Genomic DNA, 21,193 nt, shown 5'->3' with positions numbered 1-21,193 from the left:
TCGGTATTTTTGTTTTGAGTGCATGTACCCTATTTTTCAGACATAGTTAATAGTAAGATGACGTTAGAAGGAAAGGGAGGTAACGTCATGGTTATGCTAAGAGAAATGAACGATTTTGAGTTTACCCAGTTTATGAATTGGAAAAGGTTTCACGAGTAAGGGATAGAAGGACTTTCCTTACATGTCTTTGGTCATAATAAAAAAGCAATTCGCCTTTATGAACGCCTTGGCTTTGAAACCACGAACATTAATATGAAGAAAGTTCTGCACTAAAAAAGAGACGAAGGGGGTAGAACCGTTTGAACGAATTGAAACGTTTGACAGTGTTTTGCGGTTCAAGTGAAGCTGTAGACAGGCTGTACTTTGATGCAGTTGAGGAGCTTGGGAAGGTACTCGCCGAAATGAAAATAGAAGTCATCTATGGGGGCGGGAATGTAGGGTTAATGGGGAAACTTGCAAGAACGGTATTAGACCATGGTGGCAGAGTGACTGGTATTATTCCACGTAAAATATATGATAATGTGACACATATTGAATTGACTGAACTGATTATCGTTGAGACGATGCATGAAAGAAAAGCGAAAATGTATGAATCCGGCGATGGGTTTATAGCACTTCCAGGGGGAATTGGGACGCTAGAAGAACTGACAGAAATTTTCACTTGGTATCAGTTAGAATACCACAACAAACCAATTGGTCTCCTGAATACGAAAAACTATTATGCCCCCTTTAATAATATGCTTGAGCATATGGTCAGTGAAGGTTTCCTTCACAAACGCTATATGGAGCCGCTGCTATCTGAGGAAAACCCACGTTCTCTGATCGAACGCATTAAAGATCATTCAGTGCCACTAATGAATAAATGGAAGCAAGACATAGGAGATCGTATCTAAATACCGGGAAAACCGGTATTTTTTGCGTCTTTATGACAACTAGTCGATAAGATAATGCAATACTCTAATAAAAGAAGGGTTTTACACTATGAAAATGGAACTATACATACGGCTAGCCTAAAACCTAATTTGATATGGAGGGGTTATGATGTATGCAACTATTGGTTCTTTGTTTCTTCAAACGGTAAGAAAGTATGGGAAAGAAGAAGCACTTGTCGACTCATTGCGAAATGTCAGGTGGACGTATGAGGAATGGAACCTAGAAGTTAATCGTCTTTCGAACGCGCTTCTGGATTCCGGAGTTAAAAAGGGAGACAGAGTCTCTGCTTTTTTGTTCAATACGGTCGAACTTGCTACGCTATTTTTCTCTTGCGCGAAGATCGGTGCGGTATTAAACCCTATAAATTTTCGATTGAAACCAAATGAAATCGCTTACATTATTGAGGATGCACAACCTTCCGTTTTTATTTATGAAAAAGCGTTAGAACCAATCGTTGCGGAAATCCATGAACACTATCCAGGTGTTTCTTTCTGGTCGACTGATGCGAATGTCCCTGCTTATGCTGAAAGCTATGCCCAGCATGTTCGATTATCGAAAGAAAGCGAGCCACAATCGGATGTAGATGAAAATGATTTGTATGCCATTATGTATACGAGTGGAACAACAGGTAGACCGAAAGGCGTCATGCATAAGCATCGCAGCATGCTTGAGCAAAGCATACTCTGTGGTGCTTCGTTGCAAATGAAACAGGCTGATCGGGGACTTGTTGTGGCTCCAATGTTTCACTGCGCTGAACTACACTGTAATTTCCTTCCAAGAGTTCATTTTGGAGCAGCAAATATTATATTACATCATTTTGAACCTCGTAAAGTGCTTGAGACGATCCAGGAAGAGAAAATTACAGTATTCTTCGCTGCGCCTACGATGTGGAATATGATTCTTCAGGAAGATTTGTCTCTCTATGACCGAAGCAGTTTACGGGTAGGACTATATGGAGCAGCACCGATGGCACCAGCGCTTGTAGTCGCTGTTAAAGAAAAGCTTGGCATTAACTTGATTCAGGCGTATGGTATGACGGAGATGGGCCCTGCCGTTACCTTCCTTGATGAACATGAGCAGCTATCAAAGGTTGGATCTGCCGGTCGTTCAGCGCTGAATCATGAGGTGCGGGTTGTTCGGTCAAATGAGCATGGACCATCTGATCCTGAGGCGATCCTTCCGGCTGGGGAAATTGGTGAAATCATTGTAAAAGGACCATGCATGATGATGGGTTACTACAATAGACCGGAAGCCTCAGAAGAAGCAATGCACAAAGGCTGGTACCATTCAGGAGATTTAGGTTATATGGATGATGAAAACTACCTCTTTGTTTCTGATCGCGTCGATGACATGATTATTTCTGGGGGCGAAAACGTTTATCCAAGAGAAATTGAAGACGTGCTGCACGGCCACGAGGGTGTTCTTGATGTAGCAGTTCTTGGACAGCCAGATGAAAAGTGGGGCGAAATTGTAACTGCGATCATTGTGAAAAAAGAAGGAGCACTTACCGCGGAGGATTTGGAACTCTTTTGTAAAGAAAGCCCGGATCTTGCGGACTATAAGCGTCCGAGGAAGTATGTATTCTTAAATGAGCTCCCTCGAAATGCAAGTGGCAAAATTCAAAAGTTTCGCCTCCGTGAACAGTTTCATCTTGAATCTAATGCATAAAAAGGAACAGAAGCTATGAAAGATTGGACAGGTGCTCATAACGACCTCTATAATTGAAAATTTTAAAGAGAGAAAGCGGGCAGGCGCTCGCTCTTTTTCTATGTTTAGATGAACTCATGATTTCTAATATGGCGGTCATACTAACATGGAATAGGAGGAATACTTGATGATAAAATTATTTACCGATAGCGATCTTGATGGTGCAGCCTGTGCCTTAATCGCTGAACTTGCTTTCGATAAGGAAGCAGCTATCACCCATTGTACATATCGAAATTTAGATTCCAGGGTAGAGGCGTTTCTAGAGCAGAACGATAGTGATCCGGTATTCATAACAGACTTATCTGTCAGCAAGCATGTAGAAGAGATGCTTGAGGAGCGATATAAAAATGGCAGTCATGTGCAGATGATTGATCACCACGCAACTGCGATGCATTTTAACGATTATGAATGGGGACTTGTTGATCCAGGAGCAGAAAAAAAGACGTGCGCAGCTACACTTTTCTATGAGTTTCTTATAAAGCGTGACAAACTTGAGCGCATTGAAGGACTGGAGCAATTTTTGGAACTCGTCCGAAAGTATGACACGTGGGAATGGGAAGAAGAGAATGAAGTGGATGCGAAAAGGTTAAACGATCTGTTTTCCATTATGGGAAGAGAAACCTTTAAATCCGAAATGCTCCGTCGCTTAACACGTGAACCTGATACGTTCTCTTTCAATGAATCGGAAGAGATGATCTTGGATCTTGAAGAACGTAAAATTGAGCGGTACATTCATCTTAAGAATCGCCAGTTAGTCCAAACGTTTATTGATGACTATTGTGTCGGTATTGTTCATGCGGAATCATATCATTCAGAGCTTGGAAATGAATTAAACAAGCGAAATCCACATCTCGATTTCATTACGATTATTAACACTGGAAGTAAGCGAATTGGATTTCGAACGATTCATGATGAAGCAGATGTCTCGGAATTTGCTTCCCGTTTTGGTGGTGGTGGTCATCCAAAGGCAGCTGGATGTGAATTGAATGAGCAAACATTTTCGACCTTCGTAGGTGGTACATTCTCATTAAAGCCGATGAGAAGCGATGCAGATCGCAACCGTTTGAATCAGCGCAACAGTGAAAGCGGCTCATTTTATGAAAATCATGCTGGTACAATTATTTACATTCGTCCATCTCATAATAATGAGTGGTCAGTCATGTGTAAAGGTGAACTCGAAGATATTGTCTTTCATCGTTTTGAAGATGCTGAACGTCATGTGAAAAGGAATTATCATGCCTGGTTAAGATCTGATAAACATGTGATCGAAGACTTGATTAATGTCCTCCCGCTAACGAAGGAGCAGTTAATAGAGCGCTATGATGATTTTATCAAAGCTATGCTTCATCAGAAAGAAGACGCCAGTACTTGAGCGTCATCGATTTAAGTATTTCTCAACTGGTCTTCACATATATTTTTCATATGTGAACCTATCCTTTTTATGATAATGAAGGAGTAGAGAGGAGGCGTCAAGCTTCCAATGGATGCAATGATTGTGAAAAGATTAATGAGGAGTTGTCTGCTTGCAGGGTTAGCCATCTGTTTTCTTCGTCTCATAAGAAAACATCAAATCATACTAGTGGATGCTGAATTGGATAAGTAAGATGGCAATTTAATAAATGATTAGCTGTTTCTGAAGTGACGAACATGGGTATAGATAACTGCATGCCCATAGCACTCAACCACAGCGTTGTGAGTTTGCAATATGGGTGTGAAAGGAGTACACAGTGAAGCGAATGAAATTTAACCATCGCTACTCGCAAGTCCTTTACCAGACACAGAAAGCCAGAGCACGATGCATGAAATTAGAGAAAAAACCGTACATCAGGACCATTGCGACTGTTACTGGATTCTCAGAAGAAGAGATCTTAGAATCTCTCGAATTTGGTGATGTCGATTACATCATGAAGCTGCGTTTCCACTTAAGCTAGACACAACGTTGTGGGAAGAGTTGCAGGTCTTAAGTAAGGGCATGCTACCTCTTCTGTTGTTTCTTGAAGAGTGCAGCTATTTATCTATAGCAAGTATTAGACCGATTATTTCTACATGAAATAATCGGCTCTTTTTGTTCGTTTTAATGAAAATAGGGTTATCTATAAGGAAGATATGTAAATTATTGATTATTTTGGCTGAAAAAGAAACCTTTCAAGGAACGGAATCGTACACTTAAATGAATAAACTTTTGGAAGGTTGTGTACATAATGAGTGAAAAAGAATCAGTAGCCAAACCATCAATACCAGGAATGATCTGGAGTCCAGGGGAACAATTCGAGAAAATTCGGACGAATCCCAAAATATGGATTCCATTAATTGTCTTAACCGTAATGAGTTTACTAGCTGGATGGTTAATGACATTAAGTCCGGGGTTTGAGGAGCAAATGACTGCAGGCGGAGGGGTTAATGAAGAAGATATGAGTGGTTTCATTACATTTATTAAATTTACTACGGTGCTTTCGGCCGGATTTGGTCCTGCATTTGGCGTTTTATTTTCTAGTTTCATCTACTGGTTAATCACGAAAGCAACAAGCTCAGAAGTAACATTCAAGCAATTGTTTTCTATGAGCACATTTATTACGATAATTGGAGCTCTGGGTCTTATTCTAAACGGAATATTATTAGCAATATTCGGAGGTTCTATTGAAACTTTATATACTAGTGTTGGTAGTTTAGTAGACGCAGAAGGGGGACTTGGCGCTTTCTTGAATAGCATCGAAATTTTTGGCATTTGGACAACGATCTTATTTGCGATTGGCCTACATATTACAGCAGGTTGGTCGAAAATTCTTGCATGGACTATCTCAATTGTTTTCTTTCTCATTGGAATTGGTTTTACAACGCTTAGTGGTGCGTTAAGCTCCATGACAGGAATGTAATAATGAAAAGGAAAATTTGGATCTCCATTTTAGTTGTAGCAGTGCTTGCTATTGTGATTGGATTAAACGTTTTCCGTACATACGCAGATAGCACCGCGAATGTAAAAACTGAATCGGTAAAAGATGAGGAAATCAATTCAACGGTAATGACACCCGGAACATTAACGATGGCGAATGAGAGTCTTCTTTATCAGGATCCTGCTAACGGTGAAATTAAGGAAGTGCTCGTGAAAGAAGGCGACTCCGTAAAAAAAGGTGATCCGATCATAACATACGAGAATCCCGATCTTGAGATGGAAAAAGAGCAAAATGAGATAAACATTGAATCACTTTACCTGCGTATTAACTCTCTTGATAAGCAGGAAAACCGTTTAAAGGAAAAAGAAAATGAGTTAGCAGATGATGTGGGTGAAGAAGAAGCGGAAGAGACGATGGAAACAGAGCTTGAACAGGTGAAGATGGACAAACGAATGGCAAATTTAGATTTACGTCAAGCACTCCTGCAGCGAGATCGTCTTAAGCAAAAAATAAGCAAACTTGAAGTAACAAGTGAAATCTCGGGTGTTGTTATCAAAGTAAATGAACCAGGGGTTTCTCAGTCTGTGCTGGAGCAGCCAATTCTACGTATTGGCAGTATGGACAATCTTGTGGTTGAAGGAAAGCTATCAGAGTATGACACGCTTAACGTTGAGGCAGGTCAAAAAGTAACCATTACTTCCGACGCACTCCCTGACGAAAAATGGAAAGCTGAAGTAATGGATGTTGGGTATATGCCTGAGGCAACATCAGGTGAGGGAGGTGCTTCCTCATCTGCCGTGCAATACCCGGTCACCGTTAAAATAAGCGAATCTGAGGATTTGAAGCTAAAACCTGGTTTCCAGATGATCCTAGAAATCGAAACAGAGTCGCATCAAGCATTAACTCTTCCTTTTGAAGCTGTAATGCAGGACGGAGAAAAACAATTTGTGTACGTAGTGAAGGAAGGGAAGGCAGTTAAGCGTAACATCGAGACGGGTTCTTCAACACCGAAACGAATTGAAGTAACGAAGGGTCTTAAGAAGGATGAAGCTGTCGTTATTGATCCGCCTGAAAAGCTGAAAGACAATATGGAAGTGACAGTCAAATGATCCAACTCGACCAGATTATCAAAAGCTATACCCTCGGCAAAGAAAACATTAACGTCTTAAAAGGAATCAGTCTTGATATCAAGAAGGGCGAATTTGTAGCGATTATGGGACCATCCGGGTCAGGTAAATCGACTCTCATGAACATTATCGGCTGTCTGGACCGCCCGACTTCTGGATCCTATTATTTAAATGAAGAAGATGTCTCACAGCATAGAGATCATGAGCTCGCGAAGGTTCGCAATCAGTCAATCGGATTTGTTTTTCAACAGTTTCAGCTTTTACCACGATTGAACGCACTCAAAAACGTTGAACTTCCTATGGTATATGCTGGTGCTTTAAAGAAAGAGCGAGAGGAACGTGCGCGTGATGCACTAACGAAAGTGGGGTTGCAAGATCGTGTCGACCACCTGCCTAATGAGCTCTCAGGAGGGCAAAAGCAGCGTGTAGCCATTGCAAGAGCTTTGGTAAATGATCCATCGCTTATTCTCGCTGACGAGCCAACAGGGGCACTTGATACTGTGACGAGTGTTGCGATTATGGATTTATTCGTGGAATTAAATAAAGAGGGCACTACGATTATTGTTGTCACGCATGAGCCAGAAGTAGCTGCCTATGCAAGTCGCGTCATCTATGTGCGTGACGGCTTGCTCGGGCAGGCACCTTGTAAGAGCGGGAGGCTTTCATGAGTATCTGGGAAAATATTAAGATGGCATTAATGTCGGTTAAGGCTCATAAGATGCGTTCTATTCTCACCATGCTTGGCATCATCATAGGGGTGGCTGCGGTTATCGTTGTCGTTGCGATTGGACAGGGTGGCGAAGCAATGTTGAAATCGCAAATTGCTGGAGATGGTAACACAATTGAAGTCTTTTATCAACCGTCAGAAGAAGAAATGCAGCAGGGAAAATGGGAAGACAATCCATTTACACAGGAAGATATACGTCAGCTTGAAACAATTGAAGAAGTGAAAAACATTGTCGCTTCTTCCTCAGACTTTTCAACTGTGCGCCTTCGAGAGGATGAAACCGATACGTCGATTACTGGAATCAATCAAGCATACATGGATGTGAATAATCTCGACATCGAGGAAGGGCGTACGTTTACAAGTGCTGATTTTCTTGGTGGAAGAAGAGTGGCGGTTGTTAGCGAAGCGATGCAGGAAGAGCTTTTTGAAGGGAAATCGGCAATTGGCGAAATCATTCGCATTGGTGTGCAGCCTGTGGAGGTAATCGGCGTGCTGAAGAAACCAACTGGCCTCTTTGCATTTGGTTCAGTAGAGACATACGTTCCGTGGACTGCGATGCGTAATATGTTCGGAACGAGTAACTACAGTCAGGTTACCCTTCAAGTGGAGAATGCAGATGAAATTAGTACAGCGGGAACGAAAGCAACTAATCTACTCAATCGCCTTCATGAAACCGAAGATTCCTATCAGGTTATTAATATGGAGGAAATTGCGCAGGGCATTGGTCAAATTACTACAATTATGACAACGATTATTGGTAGTATCGCCGGGATCTCTTTGCTCGTTGGTGGAATAGGGGTAATGAACATCATGCTCGTATCGGTCACGGAGAGAACGCGTGAAATAGGCATTCGCAAATCATTAGGAGCGACACGACAGCAGATTCTGCTGCAATTTCTTGTAGAGTCTATTATCCTTACATTGATTGGTGGGATCATCGGGATTTTGCTTGGATCTGGAACAGCCTACCTGGTTTCTTTCTTTGCCAACTGGCCATCGTTAATTTCATGGCAGGTGGTAGTCGGTGCCGTTGTATTCTCGATGATCATTGGCATTGTCTTTGGCCTACTACCAGCAAATAAAGCATCGAGACTTGATCCAATTGAATCACTTCGGTATGAATAGAAAAGAGGATGAGCCTTCTGCTCATCCTCTTTTCATTGTTTGTCGATGTTTTGATAGCGCTGCTTTAAGTTGAAAATACGTGATCGATTCTGGCAGCGCTTCTTTTAGCGGTTTTAATTTGTCATTACCGATCATATCAGCCTGTTCAAGGATGGCTGATTCCGTTTCTTCGTCCATAAAGTGATCAATTTCTTGAAGAAGACCTTCATCAATTGCTTTAAGAAGATGCCCTTCTATCGTAGTTGGGCTCAATGAACGGGTAGCTGCAATTGTGGGAATATCTTTTCCTTCTTCAAAAAGCTTAAATGAAGCAAGGTGACTTGCTTCATCAGATGATTCAGGTTTAACATTAGCAGCTTTTAATAACTCCAGAAACGCGTCCCCGTATTTTTCGAATTTCATATCGCCAACGCCTTTAATGTCCAGCATTTCCGCACGAGTGGATGGCGCTTTAGCACTCATTGCACGAAGTGTACTGTCTGCAAAGACAACATATGGCGGCACGTTGTCTCTATCCGCAATTTGTTTGCGTAGTGTACGAAGCTGGGTAAAGAGCTGGTCATTTTCTTCGATTGCTTCCGGTTTTCTCGCAACTTTCTTTTGGATCGTTGCCTCTCCTTTCAAAACAGGCAGAGTTTTTTCTTGTAAAACGAGTGTCGGATATTTGGAGTCTGTTAGCATGATATACTGATCTGCGGTTAGAAAGTCAATCATATCAACGGTTTCCTGCTGTGTTTGGTGCTTCAATAAACCAAATGTCGATATTTGATCAAGGCGAAGCTCATTAATGCGCTTTGATTTAGAACCTTTCAAAATCTGGGCAATGATCGTTTTGCCGAAGCGTTCATTGACACGTTTAATCGTCGAAAAAATCATTTGCGCTTCTCGGGTAATATCAACAGCCTCCCGCTCATCCTTACAATTGCTGCACTTCCCGCATTGATACCCTGGACGGTCATCTCCGAAGTAATGAAGAATCGTTCCTTGCAAGCACTTTTCAGTATGGCAGTAATCGACCATTGCCTTTAATTTAGCAAGATCCGCTGATTTTCTAACCTGATCGTGCTGGTTTTGATCAATTAGAAACTTTTGTACATGGATATCCCCTGGTGAGAAGAGTAGAAAACAATCGCTTTCTTCTCCGTCTCGTCCAGCTCGTCCAGCTTCCTGGTAGTACGATTCCATGTTTTTAGGAAGATTATGATGAATAACAAACCGGACGTTTGATTTATCGATACCCATCCCAAATGCGTTTGTAGCCACCATCACCGATATGTTATCAAATAGAAATTCTTCCTGCGCTTTTTTACGCTGATGTTCCGTCATCCCTGCATGGTATTTACCGATCTTTATTCCCTGTTTATGAAGGGAAGTGTATAGCTGATCTGCTTCCTTCCTTGTCGCCGTATAAATGATACCCGACTCAGAAGGATTTTGACTCAAATACTTATCAATAAAAGATTTCTTCTTTTCACCTTTTACAACAGAGAAGTGAAGATTTTCCCGTGCGAAGCCTGAAATATATGTCTGCTCGGTTGTGATATTTAATATCCGCTGAATATCACCAATGACTTCAGGTGTGGCGGTCGCGGTTAATGCAATTACAGGTGGACGCTCTGTAAATAGGTCCATCATGCTGCTAATTTTCATATAGCTTGGTCTGAAATCATGGCCCCACTGAGAAATACAGTGCGCTTCATCAACAGCAATGAGTGAAATGGGTGTGCGCTTTAGTAATGCCTGGAAACTTGGAGCCTCAAGGCGTTCGGGTGCAATGTATAGAAGTTTCACCTCACCGTTCTCAGCAGCCTGCATATGTGTTCTTATCTCTGTATCCGTAAGTGAACTATTAATATAAGCTGCATCAATCCCATAGCTTGCAAGCGCATCGACCTGATCCTTCATCAGTGAGATAAGAGGTGAAATAACGATTGTTAAACCCTCGGAAAGTAAAGCGGGGATTTGATAGCATATGGATTTACCGCCACCGGTCGGCATGATTCCGAGCGTATTCTTTTGGGTAAGGATGCTAGTAATAATATTTTCTTGACCAGATCGAAACTTGTCGTATCCAAAGTAATGCTTAAGTTGTTCTTTTGCCTCCTGAAGCATCATATCTTCCTTTCTAAATGACCAGAGGTTTAAATTATCTTATCTTACTGTATCAGATGAATTCGATCTAGAGAATACATAATTCCTTATTAGGTGGGACAGGTTAGTAAAATAAGGATGAAACAAAAGGTTTTTACGTTGAATAAAAGGGGAATAAAACGATGGAGGAATGGTTTGAAATTGTTCTTAGATCACTGTTTATCCTGGCAGGGTTGTTTCTAATTACGAAGCTACTCGGTAAAAAACAGCTGTCCAAGCTATCCTATTTTGAATATATCGTTGGTATTATTATCGGTGATATAGCTGGTAGCTTATCAATGGACGTTAAAGCGAGCATGTTGCACGGGACAACGAGTATTATGATCTGGACACTTGTATCCGTTTTGCTCAGTTACGCTTCATTGAAAAATAAGAAAGTTAGAGATTTTGTGGAAGGACAAGCAAGAGTATTTATTAAAGATGGAAAAATCTTAGAGGATAACTTACGTAAAGAGCGATTTACATCAGACGAACTTCTAGAGATGTTACGAAAGAAAAGCGTTTTTTCCGCACGCGAGGTGGAGTTTGCCATTCTAGAAGCAGACGGGGAGCTCAGCGTGTTATTAAAACGAGATTATCGTGCCGTAAAGCCGTCGGAATTATGGCTTCAGCTACCTGAAGATAAAGAACCCAAAACCGTTATTATGGATGGAGAAATTATAAAGGATATGTTGGAGAAAGTGGGCCGGAATGAGCAGTGGCTGAAAAAAGTACTTGCTGATAAGCATGTGGAAGTTACGGAGGTCTTTCTTGCGCAGCTTCACTCAGATGGAAAGCTCTCACTAGATTATTATCAAGATGGCATTACACAGATCGAATAGTTTTGGAGGATATGTGATGGAAAAGGAAAGATCATATCGAACAAAAGAAGAACTTATTGTGCAATTATTAGAGAGAGGGATCTATAAAGTGCAGCGAAAACAACTGTATGAATGCTCACACACTGAGTTAATCTATTATTACCTCTCAATAACGAAAGATTCGCTGCAAGTTCTAAATACAAAAGTCAGCACGTAACAGCTTCGTTTGTGAAGCTGTTATTTTATTTGGTTGGGAAAACGTCTGGTTCTTTTATGGCATATGGACTTATATTGAGAACCGAGACGAATAGTGTAACGAACATTATCGTAAAAAAAAAACGAAATGTTTTTGTCTAGTTTTGACGAAAGTCTATACAACTCATAATGAAATTTGCATAATAGATTTTGTACGTAAGAAAAGGAGGGGTGGCGAGCCTTGTTGTATGTAAAGCAAAGTGCAAAGGAAGAGTTGCTTCACTGGATTAAACGTAAGCAAGAGGAAATGATTGAGATTGGCATTGAGAAAGGAATTTCTCATGAAGAAACGTTACAGTGTAGCCAGGAGCTTGATAACTTATTGACCTCTTACCAGCGTTTGGCCTCTATCAACCAGTTTAGAAGTTAGTCTCATAATCGAATGGTAAATCGCTTCTTTCACAACAGGTGGGTAATCGTTTTGAAATTCCTTAATACAATCACGAATTTGTTGAATAAGTAGTATCTCCTCATGAGTCTCATTCTTCATTTCAACAACCTCCTTGAAGATCCATCTATATGGCAATCATGACAAATTAGACACATATCCGTCAATGGCTTTTAATGAAAATCGTTCATTTGATAGGATAAAGTTTACGATCCTTTTCTCTAGTGGGTCTTTTGAACTATTTAATATGTCTAACTTACATAATATTTATCAAATTTCTTTAAAAAGTTTCATACAATGTTTGAACATATGCCACAAAAATTATATACTAGAAAGGACGGGTTTTGGTGTCCATTACATTTGGGTCCAAACCTCTGTTTATTTCTATACCATTCATTTAACGTAAATGATGATTTGATTGATAAAGGAGGTCTAGCAATGAAGGAAGGAATCCATCCAAAATACCAGCAAGTTGTATTTTTAGACGTTAGTACTGGTTTTAAGTTTCTAACAGGTTCTACTATGGGATCTAACGAAACAATTGAGTGGGAAGACGGTAGCGAATATCCACTAATCAAGGTTGATATTAGTTCTGAATCTCATCCGTTCTACACAGGTCAGCAACGCTTTAACGATGCTGGTGGACGTGTTGAAAAGTTCAAAAAGAAATACAACCGCTAGTAATAATAGAAAACACTCCGTGTTACGGAGTGTTTTTTTTAATCCTTAATATGCTTCCTTAACTTCGCAAGCGTGCTCTTCCTCCAGGATTTAACAGCTCCAATGCTTACTCCTTCACGACAAGCAATTTCTTTAAGTGACATTCCCTCTACGATGGCCTGTTGTACCCATTTTTTCTGGTTATCTGTCAATACTTTCATATACTCATCCACGTCATCTTCACGATGCAAGGTGAAATATAATTCTTCGTGCTTCTCCCAATCCGACTGATACTCTTGCTGTTTGTATAGACGCATCTCTTTACGGAATTCGTCTATAAGTTTACCACGAACTTTGACATAGGCGTAGGCAGAAAAGCTTCCCTTTTCATGATCAAAGCTTATATAAGATTCCCATAAAGCAATTAATGCAACCTGTTCATAAGTTCTGTAGTCATGTGCAAGGTGTAGCTTTTTAATCTGACTTTTCATTAGTGGGGCATAGAGGCTCGCGAGGTGCTGAAATAAATAATCATCCAATGATTTTGACTCCAGAGAGGGTGCACCCATCTTCTATTCCGTCGGTAAGTTTAAAATAAGGCATATCCCAACAGGTGTCACAAAAGGGAACAAGTTATTAGCGAGGATGAAGAGCACGGAAACGTTTAGTCGGTGTAGGGGGAATGAGGTGTTTCATTAACATAGAGGGAGTTTAATACCATGTACGGTTGTTTTTCTACAAAAAAAACGACCTATATCAGATCGTTAGGAGGTGTGGACTTATGCTTTTCTATAGCAAAGCTGGGCATTGATTCCTTTTAATTGAAGTTCGCGAACAATACGTCTTAGTTCTTCTTTTGTCAGGAGCGGCTCTCTCACAATCTTCCACCTCCAATAATTTTGGTCTATCGTTCAAGATCCAGTGCTTCGATAAGAGCTTTTGTATATAAATCAAGTTCAGAGATCCCTTCAAACTGATGGAGCATTCCTTTAAAAATGAATAGCCGTGGCTGATTTTCTCTCGCTTCTTTCATAAGAAAGTGAAGGGTTTCGATTAATTCTTCTTTTCTCGTAACTTGAAGGTTAAGGGGTTTCACTGTCGACTCCATTTCTATCAGGATGGATAAGGGTGAACTTTCACAGGTACTTTTAGGGCTCTTTTTCTTGAAAATAGAATACGCCTTTTCCTGAGAAAGAAGTGGTTCTACTCGATCACGAATTAAACCTTCTACAACATTATTCATTCTATCCATGATGAATAGAGGTAGTTTCTCAAGGTCTATCTCCACATCCTCGAGGACCATTAGCTTTATGTAGGAAGCGTACATTCCATCCAAAAGTAGAACACAGTCAGGTAAAATGGGCGTAACTTTGTCACCGTATAAGTCTTTAATTACTGTTGCTAGAGTTTGAAGTGACTCGATTCTAATCTTCATAATTAGTTCGTCAATTTCTTTGTTCATCGAAATAGCTTGTTCCCTGAATTGCATAATAATAAACTCTTTATGTTGTAAAATTTCCTGTCCCTGCACATAGAGAAGTTTCTTCAACCGCTCTTCAGGAGTAATCGAGTCTAGTTTCGCTTCGGAAATGTTTGCCTTCAGTTTCTCATAATGATAAGCAAATATAGAATATAATACATCATCTTTAGACTGAAAGTGCAGGTATACCGCTCCTTTAGAAATTCCACTCTCGTTGGCGATTTCCTGTATGGAAGTTGAATGAAACCCTTTTTTTGCAAATAAATGCATCGCGGCTTCTATAATCAATTTCTTTTTTTCGTTCATCATACACCTCTGTTCGCAGTATACTTACTGACTGAGTTGTGGTGACCAGTTGGTCATTATAATTATATCATTTTGAAGATAGATTTGGTAACCCAAATTAAATTACAAATACTACATATTTTTTTGAAATAAATAGCTTGAATTATATATATTGATTGAGTATAGTGAAGTGTGAAATGACTGGTCAGTCATAAGAGGGGAAAAGGAGTGGAAGTTGCTTGAAGAAGTTGATTCAATTTTCTTTGAATAATAAGTTTGCGGTCTGGTTGCTAACCATTATTGTCACAGCCGCAGGGTTGTATTCAGGTTTTAACATGAAAATGGAGACAATTCCGAATATCACTACACCGCTGGTTTCAGTAACAACGGTATATCCGGGTGCGACACCAGAGGAAGTGTCTGATAAGGTATCAGAACCTATAGAGAATAAAGTAGAAAGTTTGTCGGGTGTTAAAGTAGTCAGCTCATCTTCGTTTGAAAATGCATCGAACGTGCAGATAGAGTATAACTTTAGCAAGGACATGGATGAAGCGGAAGCTGAAGTAAGAGAAACACTTCAGAGTCTCGAACTTCCAGATGAAGTACAGGAACCTGATGTGTCTCGATTGAGTTTTAATGCTTTTCCAGTTATGTCATTGAGCGTGTCTGAAAAAGATAGTTCTCTAACAGAACTAACAAAGAGAGTAGAAGATGAGGTTCTTCCGGCGATTGAAGGGGTAGAAGGTGTCTCTTCCGTCTCGATTGCTGGACAGGAAATTGAAGAAGTTTCATTTACCTTTAAAGAAGAGAAAATGCAAGAATATGGGCTTGATGAAGCAACTGTTAAGAGTATCATTCAGGGATCTGCGGTTAACTTCCCGCTCGGGTTGTATGAATTCAGCGATAGCCAGAAGGCGGTCGTTTTGGATGGGAATGTTTCATCCTTAGAGGACTTGAAAAACCTTGAGATTCCTGCCATCCCTTCATCACAAAGCCCAGCAACTGGAACGCAGCAACAGGGGCCACCTCAAGGCGCACAGCAGCCGGCAACTGGAAGCGAATCAAGTGCTTCAGCTCAAACAGCTCAGCAGACAACAGTTCCAACTGTTCAGCTTCAAGAAATCGCCGAAATTGAGATAACTGGTGAAGCGGAATCTATTTCTCGTACGAATGGAGAGGAATCGATCGGCATCCAAATTATAAAATCAGCCGATGCGAATACGGTTGATGTTGTAAATGATGTTGTAAATGATGTTAAAGAAGAAATCGCTTCACTTGAAGAAGCAAATTCAGATGTTAGCATCATTACAATATTTGACCAGGGTGAACCAATTGAAGAGTCTGTCAGCACAATGCTTAATAAAGCCATCGTTGGTGCTATTTTCGCAGTGCTCATTATTTTGCTCTTCCTTCGTAACATTAAATCAACTTTGATTTCAGTCATTTCCATTCCGCTGAGCTTACTAATAGCTCTATTGGTTCTGAACCAATTGGATATAACACTTAACATTATGACGCTTGGGGCTATGACAGTAGCGATTGGACGAGTTGTCGATGATTCCATTGTTGTTATTGAAAATATTTATAGACGAATGGCGATTAAAGGCGAGGAACTAAAAGGAAAAGCGTTAATCACTGCAGCGACAAAAGAAATGTTTGTTCCAATTATGTCTTCAACAATTGTTACGATCGCAGTATTCCTTCCTCTTGGTTTAGTTCAGGGACCTGTTGGAGAATTGTTCTTGCCGTTCGCTCTTACCGTTGTATTTGCGCTACTAGCATCATTACTTGTAGCCATTACAATCGTGCCAGCTATGGCGGATTCATTGTTCAAAAAAGGACTTAGCCAGAAACTGAGTGAGCACAAACAAGAAGGTAATGGTCGTCTTGCGAATAGCTATAAAAAAGCCTAGAACTGGACGTTAAACCATAAACTCATTACATTCGGTGCTAGCATTCTACTGCTAGTTGGAAGTCTTTTCCTTGCTCCTATTGTTGGTGTAAGCTTCCTGCCTTCTGATCAGCAAAAAATGATTATTGCAACGTATAATCCTGACCCAGGTCAAACCACTGAAGAAATTAATGACCTCGCGATGGAAGCGGAAAATTATTTCCTCGATAAAGAGGATGTCGACACGATTCAGTACTCTATTGGTGGAGAAAATCCAACGAATCCGGGTGCTAGTAATCAAGTTCTCTTCTTTGTAAACTATGATAAAGAAACAGAAGAATTTGATAAAGAGCGTAAGACAGTACTTGACGAGCTCAAAGACATCGGAGGAAAAGGGGAATGGGGTTATCAAGACGTTTCTGCCTCTGGTGGAAGTAACCAGATTACGTTAGTTGTGAATGGCGAAACAATGAGTGATCTTGGCCCAGTTGTAACTGATGTTACTTCATTACTTGAAGAACAGGATGATTTGACGAATATCTCTTCTAGTATTTCAGAATCCTATGATCAATACACGATCGTAGCTGACCCTGAGAAGCTCAGCCAGCTTGGCTTAACAGCTGGCCAAATTGGAATGGAACTTCGTAACACGGGAACACCTCCAGTTCTAACGACTGTTGAAAAAGACGGAGAAGAAGTTGATGTTGTTCTTGAAGTGGACAAGAAGACGTACGAAAATAAGCAGGATCTTAAAGATACAACGATTCAATCACCTTTAGGTAAGGATGTTCCGCTTAGCGAAGTAACGACGGTTGAAGAAGGCGAATCCTCAAACACCATTACGCGACGCGATGGTAAAGTCTACGCAAACGTAACGGCAGAAGTGCTTGATGATAATGTCGGGAAAGTATCTGGTGACGTTCAAGCTGCGATTGATGAAATGGAGCTACCGGATTCATCTGAAGTGACGTTAGGCGGTGTAACAGAAGATATCAACGAATCATTCACACAGCTTGGTCTTGCGATGGCTGCTGCGGTTGCGATCGTATACCTTGTTCTCGTTGTAACGTTTGGAGGAGGCCTCGCGCCACTTGCCATTCTGTTCTCACTTCCGTTTACCGTGATTGGTGGTCTCGTTGGACTATTAATTGCCGGTGAAACGATAAGTATCTCTTCCATGATTGGGATGCTGATGTTGATTGGTATCGTTGTAACAAATGCGATTGTGCTAATTGATCGAGTGATTCATAAAGAGAAAGAAGGACTTACGACTAGAAATGCTCTTCTTGAAGCGGCAGGTACTCGTCTACGACCGATCTTAATGACGGCTCTTGCTACGATAGGTGCATTAGCACCACTTGCTTTTGGTTTAGAAGGCGGGGCATTAATCTCGAAAGGACTTGGGGTAACCGTTATTGGTGGACTTACAAGTTCTACGCTGCTTACACTGATTATCGTACCGGTCGTTTATGAATTCTTTATGAAGTTTAGAAGAAAAGAAAGAAGCGAATAGGATTAGAAAAGAGGCCTTCTGAGTGAAGGCCTCTTTTACTAGTTAATAAATGATGAGATGAAAAACAGAGAGTTAAAAAGTGTACAAAAGGTTTCTTTGGGGAAACAATGAGTTATCAACTTAATTAGGAGACGTGACAATGGATAAAGTAGAGAGTATGTATGTCGACTATTTTCATGATCGTCTTGAAGAAATCGGTGAGAAATGGGTTAAGCGACTTCAACTTCTAGTCGATGAAAAAGAAGCGACTGATACAGCCGTTCTTCAAGTGCCTGAACTAAAAAAAGAAATTCAAGCATTTTGTTCTGATTTTGTAAGACAAATGATCTTCCTGGAATCCAATAGTCGCGATGTTCAGGAGTGGGCAGGGAGAATTGTTGAGATTTTTGAATATCACACTTTCTCTCTTCAGCAAATGGTTGCGAGCTTAACATACTTAAGACAGATCCTTTGGGATGTGATGGTTGAATTTAGCGTACAGGAAAATGAACTCATTGTGGCAAGTCGCCTTGCTGAATGGGGGAGCTATATGAATAAATCATTTGATCTTCTTCTTCATAAAGTTACGGTCTACACGAATCAATTAAAGGAAGAGAAAATAGAAGCCCAGCAAACAAAGATAACCGAACTAAGTGTACCGGTCATCCTGGTTTCAAAAGGAGTAGGTATATTACCGTTGATTGGTACGATTGACACTTACCGTGCAGCTCTAATTCAGCGCAAAGGAATTGAAAGAAGTGCTGAACTGGAGTTGTCTTACCTGGTGATTGACCTTTCTGGAGTTCCTATTATGGATACGATGGTTGCGAACGAAATCTTCCAGCTGATTAAAATGCTTGAGTTATCTGGAATTGAATCAGTCTTAACAGGAATACGTCCGGAAATTGCTCAAACAGCTGTTCAGCTTGGAATCAATTTCGATCAAATTCGAACTTACGCTCATCTTCACAGGGCTTTAAAAGCCATTATCTAGTATAGACAAACTAAGGTGTTCATTTAGAAAGTGATAGTCTCCGTGCTTAAGAAGAAAGAGGGCAAGGATGTATTTACTATTTCGTTTAAGTGAGCTTATTCTGCAAAGAAATTGTTTTGCTAGGTCTCGGTAAGGAAGCTTTCTTGTTTTAAATATTTTTGTAATGAGTGATTGTGATTGCGCCATGGTAAAAGCTACCTCTCGACACCAGATTCTCGTCGATAGTTCGGATGGCGTACTCACAGTGAGCTGCTGCAATGAAATACGGAAGAAACTCAGCTGTTCCTGATAACGAATGATTTCCTTCTGAATCGAAGAGTTTACCTTTATCATAGTTTAAATACCTGGCTACTTTCTATCAGATTTTAGTAAGTGAAACCTGTATTGGGTAGATTATACGGCTAAGTCATGCAGGGGTCAATGGGTCCAAAATGGGAAATTCGTTTGAATGGAGTAGTACGAAAGTTCCGTTCTTTGTGAAGAACCTTATCAGTGGAATAAAACACGGTGAAAATTTATTTAAGGAAGCTTTGCTTAGTCAATATAAATAGAACCTGAACGGTTAACCGTTCAGGTTCTATTTATCATTTTTGTCATTAAGTCATCCAGTCTTTAATTCCGGTAAGGTCTGCGTAAATCGTATCAGGTTCAAGATTAAGCTGTTCAACTGGTTTCTCAGGTCGATTGATCCAAGCTGTATTGAATCCAAAGTTCTTAGCTCCTGAAATATCCCATCCATTAGAGGACATGAACAGGATTTCTTCTCTTTTCAATTCGAGAGAGTCGAGAGCAAGTGTATAGGATGCTGGTGTAGGTTTATATTGTTTTATGTCATCTGCACTAATAATATGATCGAGATAGTCAGCTAAAGGGGACTGTTTCACAAGGGAGTCGAGCATATCGTGTGATCCATTTGAGAAAATTGCGAGTGTCATCCCTTTTTCCTTCAAGTCCTTCAATACCCCTGGGACTTCGTCGTATACCGCCAGTTTTTTGTAGGCTTCTAATAAAGACTCTTCGTTTTCCTGGTTCAATTCGGCTCCAGCATTAGCAACTGCAAAGCGGAGGGCATCTCTTGTAACCTCTGAAAAAGGGCGGTATTTCCCCATCATTTGCCTTAAATAACTATATTCGAGTTGCTTTTGACGCCAGGTCTGGTTAATCTGATCACCTTTATTCGGGAATAGTTCTTCACATTTCTCCATTACTGAAAATACATCGAATAATGTTCCGTAGGCATCAAACACAAATGCTTTCATAGACTTCATGGAAATCCTCCTCTAAAGTGAACTAATCTAAGTTTTTCACACTGGTGGAAATTAATAAATTAATTTGCTCAAAATAGGCTGTTTGGCGGTGGTATAAAGATAGGCGGATATAGGAAAATTATGCTAGACTTATGGGTAATTAACCAAATGATCGATCATAGATAATAGCTTTACTTTAGCATGGAGGGAAATCATGAGAAAAGAATCACAGTCACATTGGCTCAAAGAATGGGCAACACCTCTCCTTTTTGCCATCGTTCTGGCGTTTGTATTGAAAATGTTTGTCATCGCTCCTTATATCGTGGAAGGTGCGTCTATGGATCCAACGTTACATGATGGCGACCGACTCCTGGTAAATAAGTTTATCTCTCATGTACAGGACAAGCCATCCAGAGGTGATATTATCATTATTAAAGATGATGAAGCACAAAAGCATTATGTGAAACGAGTCATTGGCTTGCCTGGGGACACTGTTGAAATGGTAGAGGATAAATTACTTGTCAATGGTAAAGAACTTAATGAACCTTATTTAACGAGCAATAAAGATGATGCAGAGACAATGGGGATGCTGTTGACAGAAGATTTCGGTCCTGTAGCTGTGCCTGAGAATCAGTTGTTTGTAATGGGAGACAACCGCCTCCGGAGCATGGACAGCAGAAATGGACTTGGGAAGATTGAGCTTGATGAAGTCGTGGGCAAGGCTGAAGTGGTCTGGTACCCATTTAAAGATGTGCGTTCAACTAAATAATACGGAAGGGGGGGCTTGTTACACTCCTCTCTTTATTGTTACGGAGTTGAAATAGTTGAAATCGAACGTTAATGGACATGAATCTCCTATAATATGGTTCTTATACCAACTTGCGATCCTGTCTTAAATGAAAGGAGTAGCAGGAAAAACCGTTGGTACATAAGGGATTTTTATCATTGTAGGAATTGAATGATAGAAATATAAACTGGAATAGCTTACCGTAAGAGGAAGTTATTATGTCCTTTCGGAACAGTGATAGTGTGATAGTCTC

20 protein-coding genes and 2 pseudogenes are annotated in these 21,193 nt (G+C 40.5%); 16 read left to right on the top strand and 6 right to left on the bottom strand.

From position 1 onward, the window contains the following. Positions 1–174: 174 nt before the first annotated feature. The 9 genes and pseudogenes from ABFG93_RS04535 to ABFG93_RS04495 all read left to right on the top strand — a co-directional run. Positions 175–273 (top strand): annotated as a pseudogene (locus ABFG93_RS04535) (GNAT family N-acetyltransferase); the annotation flags it as partial. A gap of 26 nt (positions 274–299) precedes the next feature. Further along, complete coding sequence (locus tag ABFG93_RS04530) at positions 300–893, top strand: TIGR00730 family Rossman fold protein (protein ID WP_347551011.1); 594 nt, start codon at positions 300–302, stop codon at positions 891–893. A 148-nt stretch (positions 894–1,041) separates the two neighbouring features. Beyond that, positions 1,042–2,601: a fatty acid--CoA ligase gene (locus ABFG93_RS04525; protein ID WP_347552755.1), complete on the top strand. Its 1,560-nt coding sequence runs from the start codon at positions 1,042–1,044 to the stop codon at positions 2,599–2,601. Between the two features lie 166 nt (positions 2,602–2,767). Continuing rightward, positions 2,768–4,012, top strand: a complete 1,245-nt coding sequence (locus ABFG93_RS04520; RefSeq protein ID WP_347551010.1) for a DHH family phosphoesterase — start codon at positions 2,768–2,770, stop codon at positions 4,010–4,012. A gap of 355 nt (positions 4,013–4,367) precedes the next feature. Then, on the top strand, positions 4,368–4,571 hold the full coding sequence (locus ABFG93_RS04515; RefSeq protein ID WP_347551008.1) for a hypothetical protein: 204 nt from the start codon (positions 4,368–4,370) through the stop codon (positions 4,569–4,571). A gap of 270 nt (positions 4,572–4,841) precedes the next feature. After that, positions 4,842–5,513, top strand: coding sequence for a YIP1 family protein (locus ABFG93_RS04510; RefSeq protein WP_347551006.1), 672 nt, complete (start codon positions 4,842–4,844; stop codon positions 5,511–5,513). Positions 5,514–5,515: 2 nt separating this feature from the next. Continuing rightward, positions 5,516–6,640: an efflux RND transporter periplasmic adaptor subunit gene (locus ABFG93_RS04505; RefSeq protein WP_347551005.1), complete on the top strand. Its 1,125-nt coding sequence runs from the start codon at positions 5,516–5,518 to the stop codon at positions 6,638–6,640. Continuing rightward, positions 6,637–7,326 (top strand): ABC transporter ATP-binding protein, encoded by a 690-nt coding sequence (locus ABFG93_RS04500; protein WP_347551003.1) that lies wholly within the window; start codon positions 6,637–6,639, stop codon positions 7,324–7,326. The genes ABFG93_RS04505 and ABFG93_RS04500 overlap by 4 nt, the downstream gene beginning before the upstream one ends. Beyond that, positions 7,323–8,510 carry an ABC transporter permease gene (locus ABFG93_RS04495; protein WP_347551001.1) on the top strand — a complete coding sequence of 396 codons (1,188 nt, stop codon included), beginning with the start codon at positions 7,323–7,325 and terminating at the stop codon, positions 8,508–8,510. Before ABFG93_RS04500 ends, ABFG93_RS04495 begins: the two co-directional genes overlap by 4 nt. 21 nt (positions 8,511–8,531) lie before the next feature. On the opposite strand, the gene recQ is transcribed toward ABFG93_RS04495, so the two are convergent. Then, positions 8,532–10,625, bottom strand: coding sequence for a DNA helicase RecQ (gene recQ, locus ABFG93_RS04490; protein WP_347551000.1), 2,094 nt, complete (start codon positions 10,623–10,625; stop codon positions 8,532–8,534). Between the two features lie 158 nt (positions 10,626–10,783). Here recQ and ABFG93_RS04485 point away from each other — a divergent pair, with 158 nt between their 5' ends. From ABFG93_RS04485 to ABFG93_RS23010, 3 genes are all read left to right on the top strand, one after another. After that, on the top strand, positions 10,784–11,482 hold the full coding sequence (locus ABFG93_RS04485; protein WP_347550998.1) for a DUF421 domain-containing protein: 699 nt from the start codon (positions 10,784–10,786) through the stop codon (positions 11,480–11,482). Between the two features lie 16 nt (positions 11,483–11,498). Next, entirely contained in the window at positions 11,499–11,678 is a 180-nt protein-coding gene (gene fbpA / locus ABFG93_RS04480) for a Fur-regulated basic protein FbpA (RefSeq protein WP_347550996.1), read from the top strand. 285 nt (positions 11,679–11,963) lie between these two features. Further along, on the top strand, positions 11,964–12,086 hold the full coding sequence (locus ABFG93_RS23010) for a Spo0E family sporulation regulatory protein-aspartic acid phosphatase (RefSeq protein WP_431522076.1): 123 nt from the start codon (positions 11,964–11,966) through the stop codon (positions 12,084–12,086). On the opposite strand, the gene ABFG93_RS04475 is transcribed toward ABFG93_RS23010, so the two are convergent. Continuing rightward, on the bottom strand, positions 12,036–12,206 hold the full coding sequence (locus ABFG93_RS04475; RefSeq protein WP_347550994.1) for a hypothetical protein: 171 nt from the start codon (positions 12,204–12,206) through the stop codon (positions 12,036–12,038). The two genes, ABFG93_RS23010 and ABFG93_RS04475, sit on opposite strands and share 51 nt — an antisense overlap. Positions 12,207–12,542: 336 nt before the next feature. On the opposite strand from ABFG93_RS04475, the gene ABFG93_RS04470 reads away from it, so the two are divergent. Further along, positions 12,543–12,785 carry a type B 50S ribosomal protein L31 gene (locus tag ABFG93_RS04470; RefSeq protein ID WP_048310190.1) on the top strand — a complete coding sequence of 81 codons (243 nt, stop codon included), beginning with the start codon at positions 12,543–12,545 and terminating at the stop codon, positions 12,783–12,785. Positions 12,786–12,823: 38 nt separating this feature from the next. On the opposite strand, the gene ABFG93_RS04465 is transcribed toward ABFG93_RS04470, so the two are convergent. Both ABFG93_RS04465 and ABFG93_RS04460 read right to left on the bottom strand, forming a co-directional pair. Then, entirely contained in the window at positions 12,824–13,303 is a 480-nt protein-coding gene (locus ABFG93_RS04465; RefSeq protein ID WP_347550991.1) for a sigma-70 family RNA polymerase sigma factor, read from the bottom strand. A 365-nt stretch (positions 13,304–13,668) separates the two neighbouring features. Then, positions 13,669–14,553: a TetR/AcrR family transcriptional regulator gene (locus ABFG93_RS04460; RefSeq protein ID WP_347550990.1), complete on the bottom strand. Its 885-nt coding sequence runs from the start codon at positions 14,551–14,553 to the stop codon at positions 13,669–13,671. 215 nt (positions 14,554–14,768) lie between these two features. On the opposite strand from ABFG93_RS04460, the pseudogene ABFG93_RS04455 reads away from it, so the two are divergent. Further along, positions 14,769–17,933: pseudogene (locus tag ABFG93_RS04455) on the top strand (efflux RND transporter permease subunit). A 139-nt stretch (positions 17,934–18,072) separates the two neighbouring features. Then, entirely contained in the window at positions 18,073–18,906 is an 834-nt protein-coding gene (locus ABFG93_RS04450; protein WP_347550988.1) for an STAS domain-containing protein, read from the top strand. Here the strand turns inward: ABFG93_RS04450 and ABFG93_RS04445 are convergent. Next, complete coding sequence (locus tag ABFG93_RS04445; protein ID WP_347550986.1) at positions 18,889–19,239, bottom strand: hypothetical protein; 351 nt, start codon at positions 19,237–19,239, stop codon at positions 18,889–18,891. The genes ABFG93_RS04450 and ABFG93_RS04445 overlap by 18 nt on opposite strands. Positions 19,240–19,502: 263 nt before the next feature. Further along, a complete protein-coding gene (locus ABFG93_RS04440) occupies positions 19,503–20,174 on the bottom strand; it encodes a haloacid dehalogenase type II (RefSeq protein ID WP_347550984.1) in 672 nt (223 codons plus the stop codon). Positions 20,175–20,367: 193 nt separating this feature from the next. Here ABFG93_RS04440 and lepB point away from each other — a divergent pair, with 193 nt between their 5' ends. Then, the gene (lepB, locus tag ABFG93_RS04435; protein ID WP_347550982.1) at positions 20,368–20,922 is read left to right on the top strand and encodes a signal peptidase I; all 555 of its coding nucleotides are present in this window, start codon (positions 20,368–20,370) and stop codon (positions 20,920–20,922) included. Positions 20,923–21,193 lie beyond the last annotated feature (271 nt).

It is taken from the genome of Pseudalkalibacillus hwajinpoensis (genome assembly GCF_039851965.1).
Classification (GTDB): Bacteria; Bacillota; Bacilli; order Bacillales; family Guptibacillaceae; genus Guptibacillus; species Guptibacillus hwajinpoensis_E.
This window is presented reverse-complemented; position numbering and strand designations above follow the sequence as displayed.

Coding starts and splice junctions, on each gene's coding strand:
- ABFG93_RS04525 (WP_347552755.1), top strand. CDS start 1,042: ATGTATGCAACTATTGGTTCTTTGTTTCTTCAAACGGTAAGAAAGTAT.
- ABFG93_RS04520 (WP_347551010.1), top strand. CDS start 2,768: ATGATAAAATTATTTACCGATAGCGATCTTGATGGTGCAGCCTGTGCC.
- ABFG93_RS04510 (WP_347551006.1), top strand. CDS start 4,842: ATGAGTGAAAAAGAATCAGTAGCCAAACCATCAATACCAGGAATGATC.
- ABFG93_RS04505 (WP_347551005.1), top strand. CDS start 5,516: ATGAAAAGGAAAATTTGGATCTCCATTTTAGTTGTAGCAGTGCTTGCT.
- ABFG93_RS04500 (WP_347551003.1), top strand. CDS start 6,637: ATGATCCAACTCGACCAGATTATCAAAAGCTATACCCTCGGCAAAGAA.
- ABFG93_RS04495 (WP_347551001.1), top strand. CDS start 7,323: ATGAGTATCTGGGAAAATATTAAGATGGCATTAATGTCGGTTAAGGCT.
- recQ (WP_347551000.1), bottom strand. CDS start 10,625: ATGATGCTTCAGGAGGCAAAAGAACAACTTAAGCATTACTTTGGATAC.
- ABFG93_RS04485 (WP_347550998.1), top strand. CDS start 10,784: ATGGAGGAATGGTTTGAAATTGTTCTTAGATCACTGTTTATCCTGGCA.
- fbpA (WP_347550996.1), top strand. CDS start 11,499: ATGGAAAAGGAAAGATCATATCGAACAAAAGAAGAACTTATTGTGCAA.
- ABFG93_RS23010 (WP_431522076.1), top strand. CDS start 11,964: ATGATTGAGATTGGCATTGAGAAAGGAATTTCTCATGAAGAAACGTTA.
- ABFG93_RS04475 (WP_347550994.1), bottom strand. CDS start 12,206: ATGAAGAATGAGACTCATGAGGAGATACTACTTATTCAACAAATTCGT.
- ABFG93_RS04470 (WP_048310190.1), top strand. CDS start 12,543: ATGAAGGAAGGAATCCATCCAAAATACCAGCAAGTTGTATTTTTAGAC.
- ABFG93_RS04460 (WP_347550990.1), bottom strand. CDS start 14,553: ATGATGAACGAAAAAAAGAAATTGATTATAGAAGCCGCGATGCATTTA.
- ABFG93_RS04450 (WP_347550988.1), top strand. CDS start 18,073: ATGGATAAAGTAGAGAGTATGTATGTCGACTATTTTCATGATCGTCTT.
- ABFG93_RS04445 (WP_347550986.1), bottom strand. CDS start 19,239: ATGATAAAGGTAAACTCTTCGATTCAGAAGGAAATCATTCGTTATCAG.
- ABFG93_RS04440 (WP_347550984.1), bottom strand. CDS start 20,174: ATGAAGTCTATGAAAGCATTTGTGTTTGATGCCTACGGAACATTATTC.
- lepB (WP_347550982.1), top strand. CDS start 20,368: ATGAGAAAAGAATCACAGTCACATTGGCTCAAAGAATGGGCAACACCT.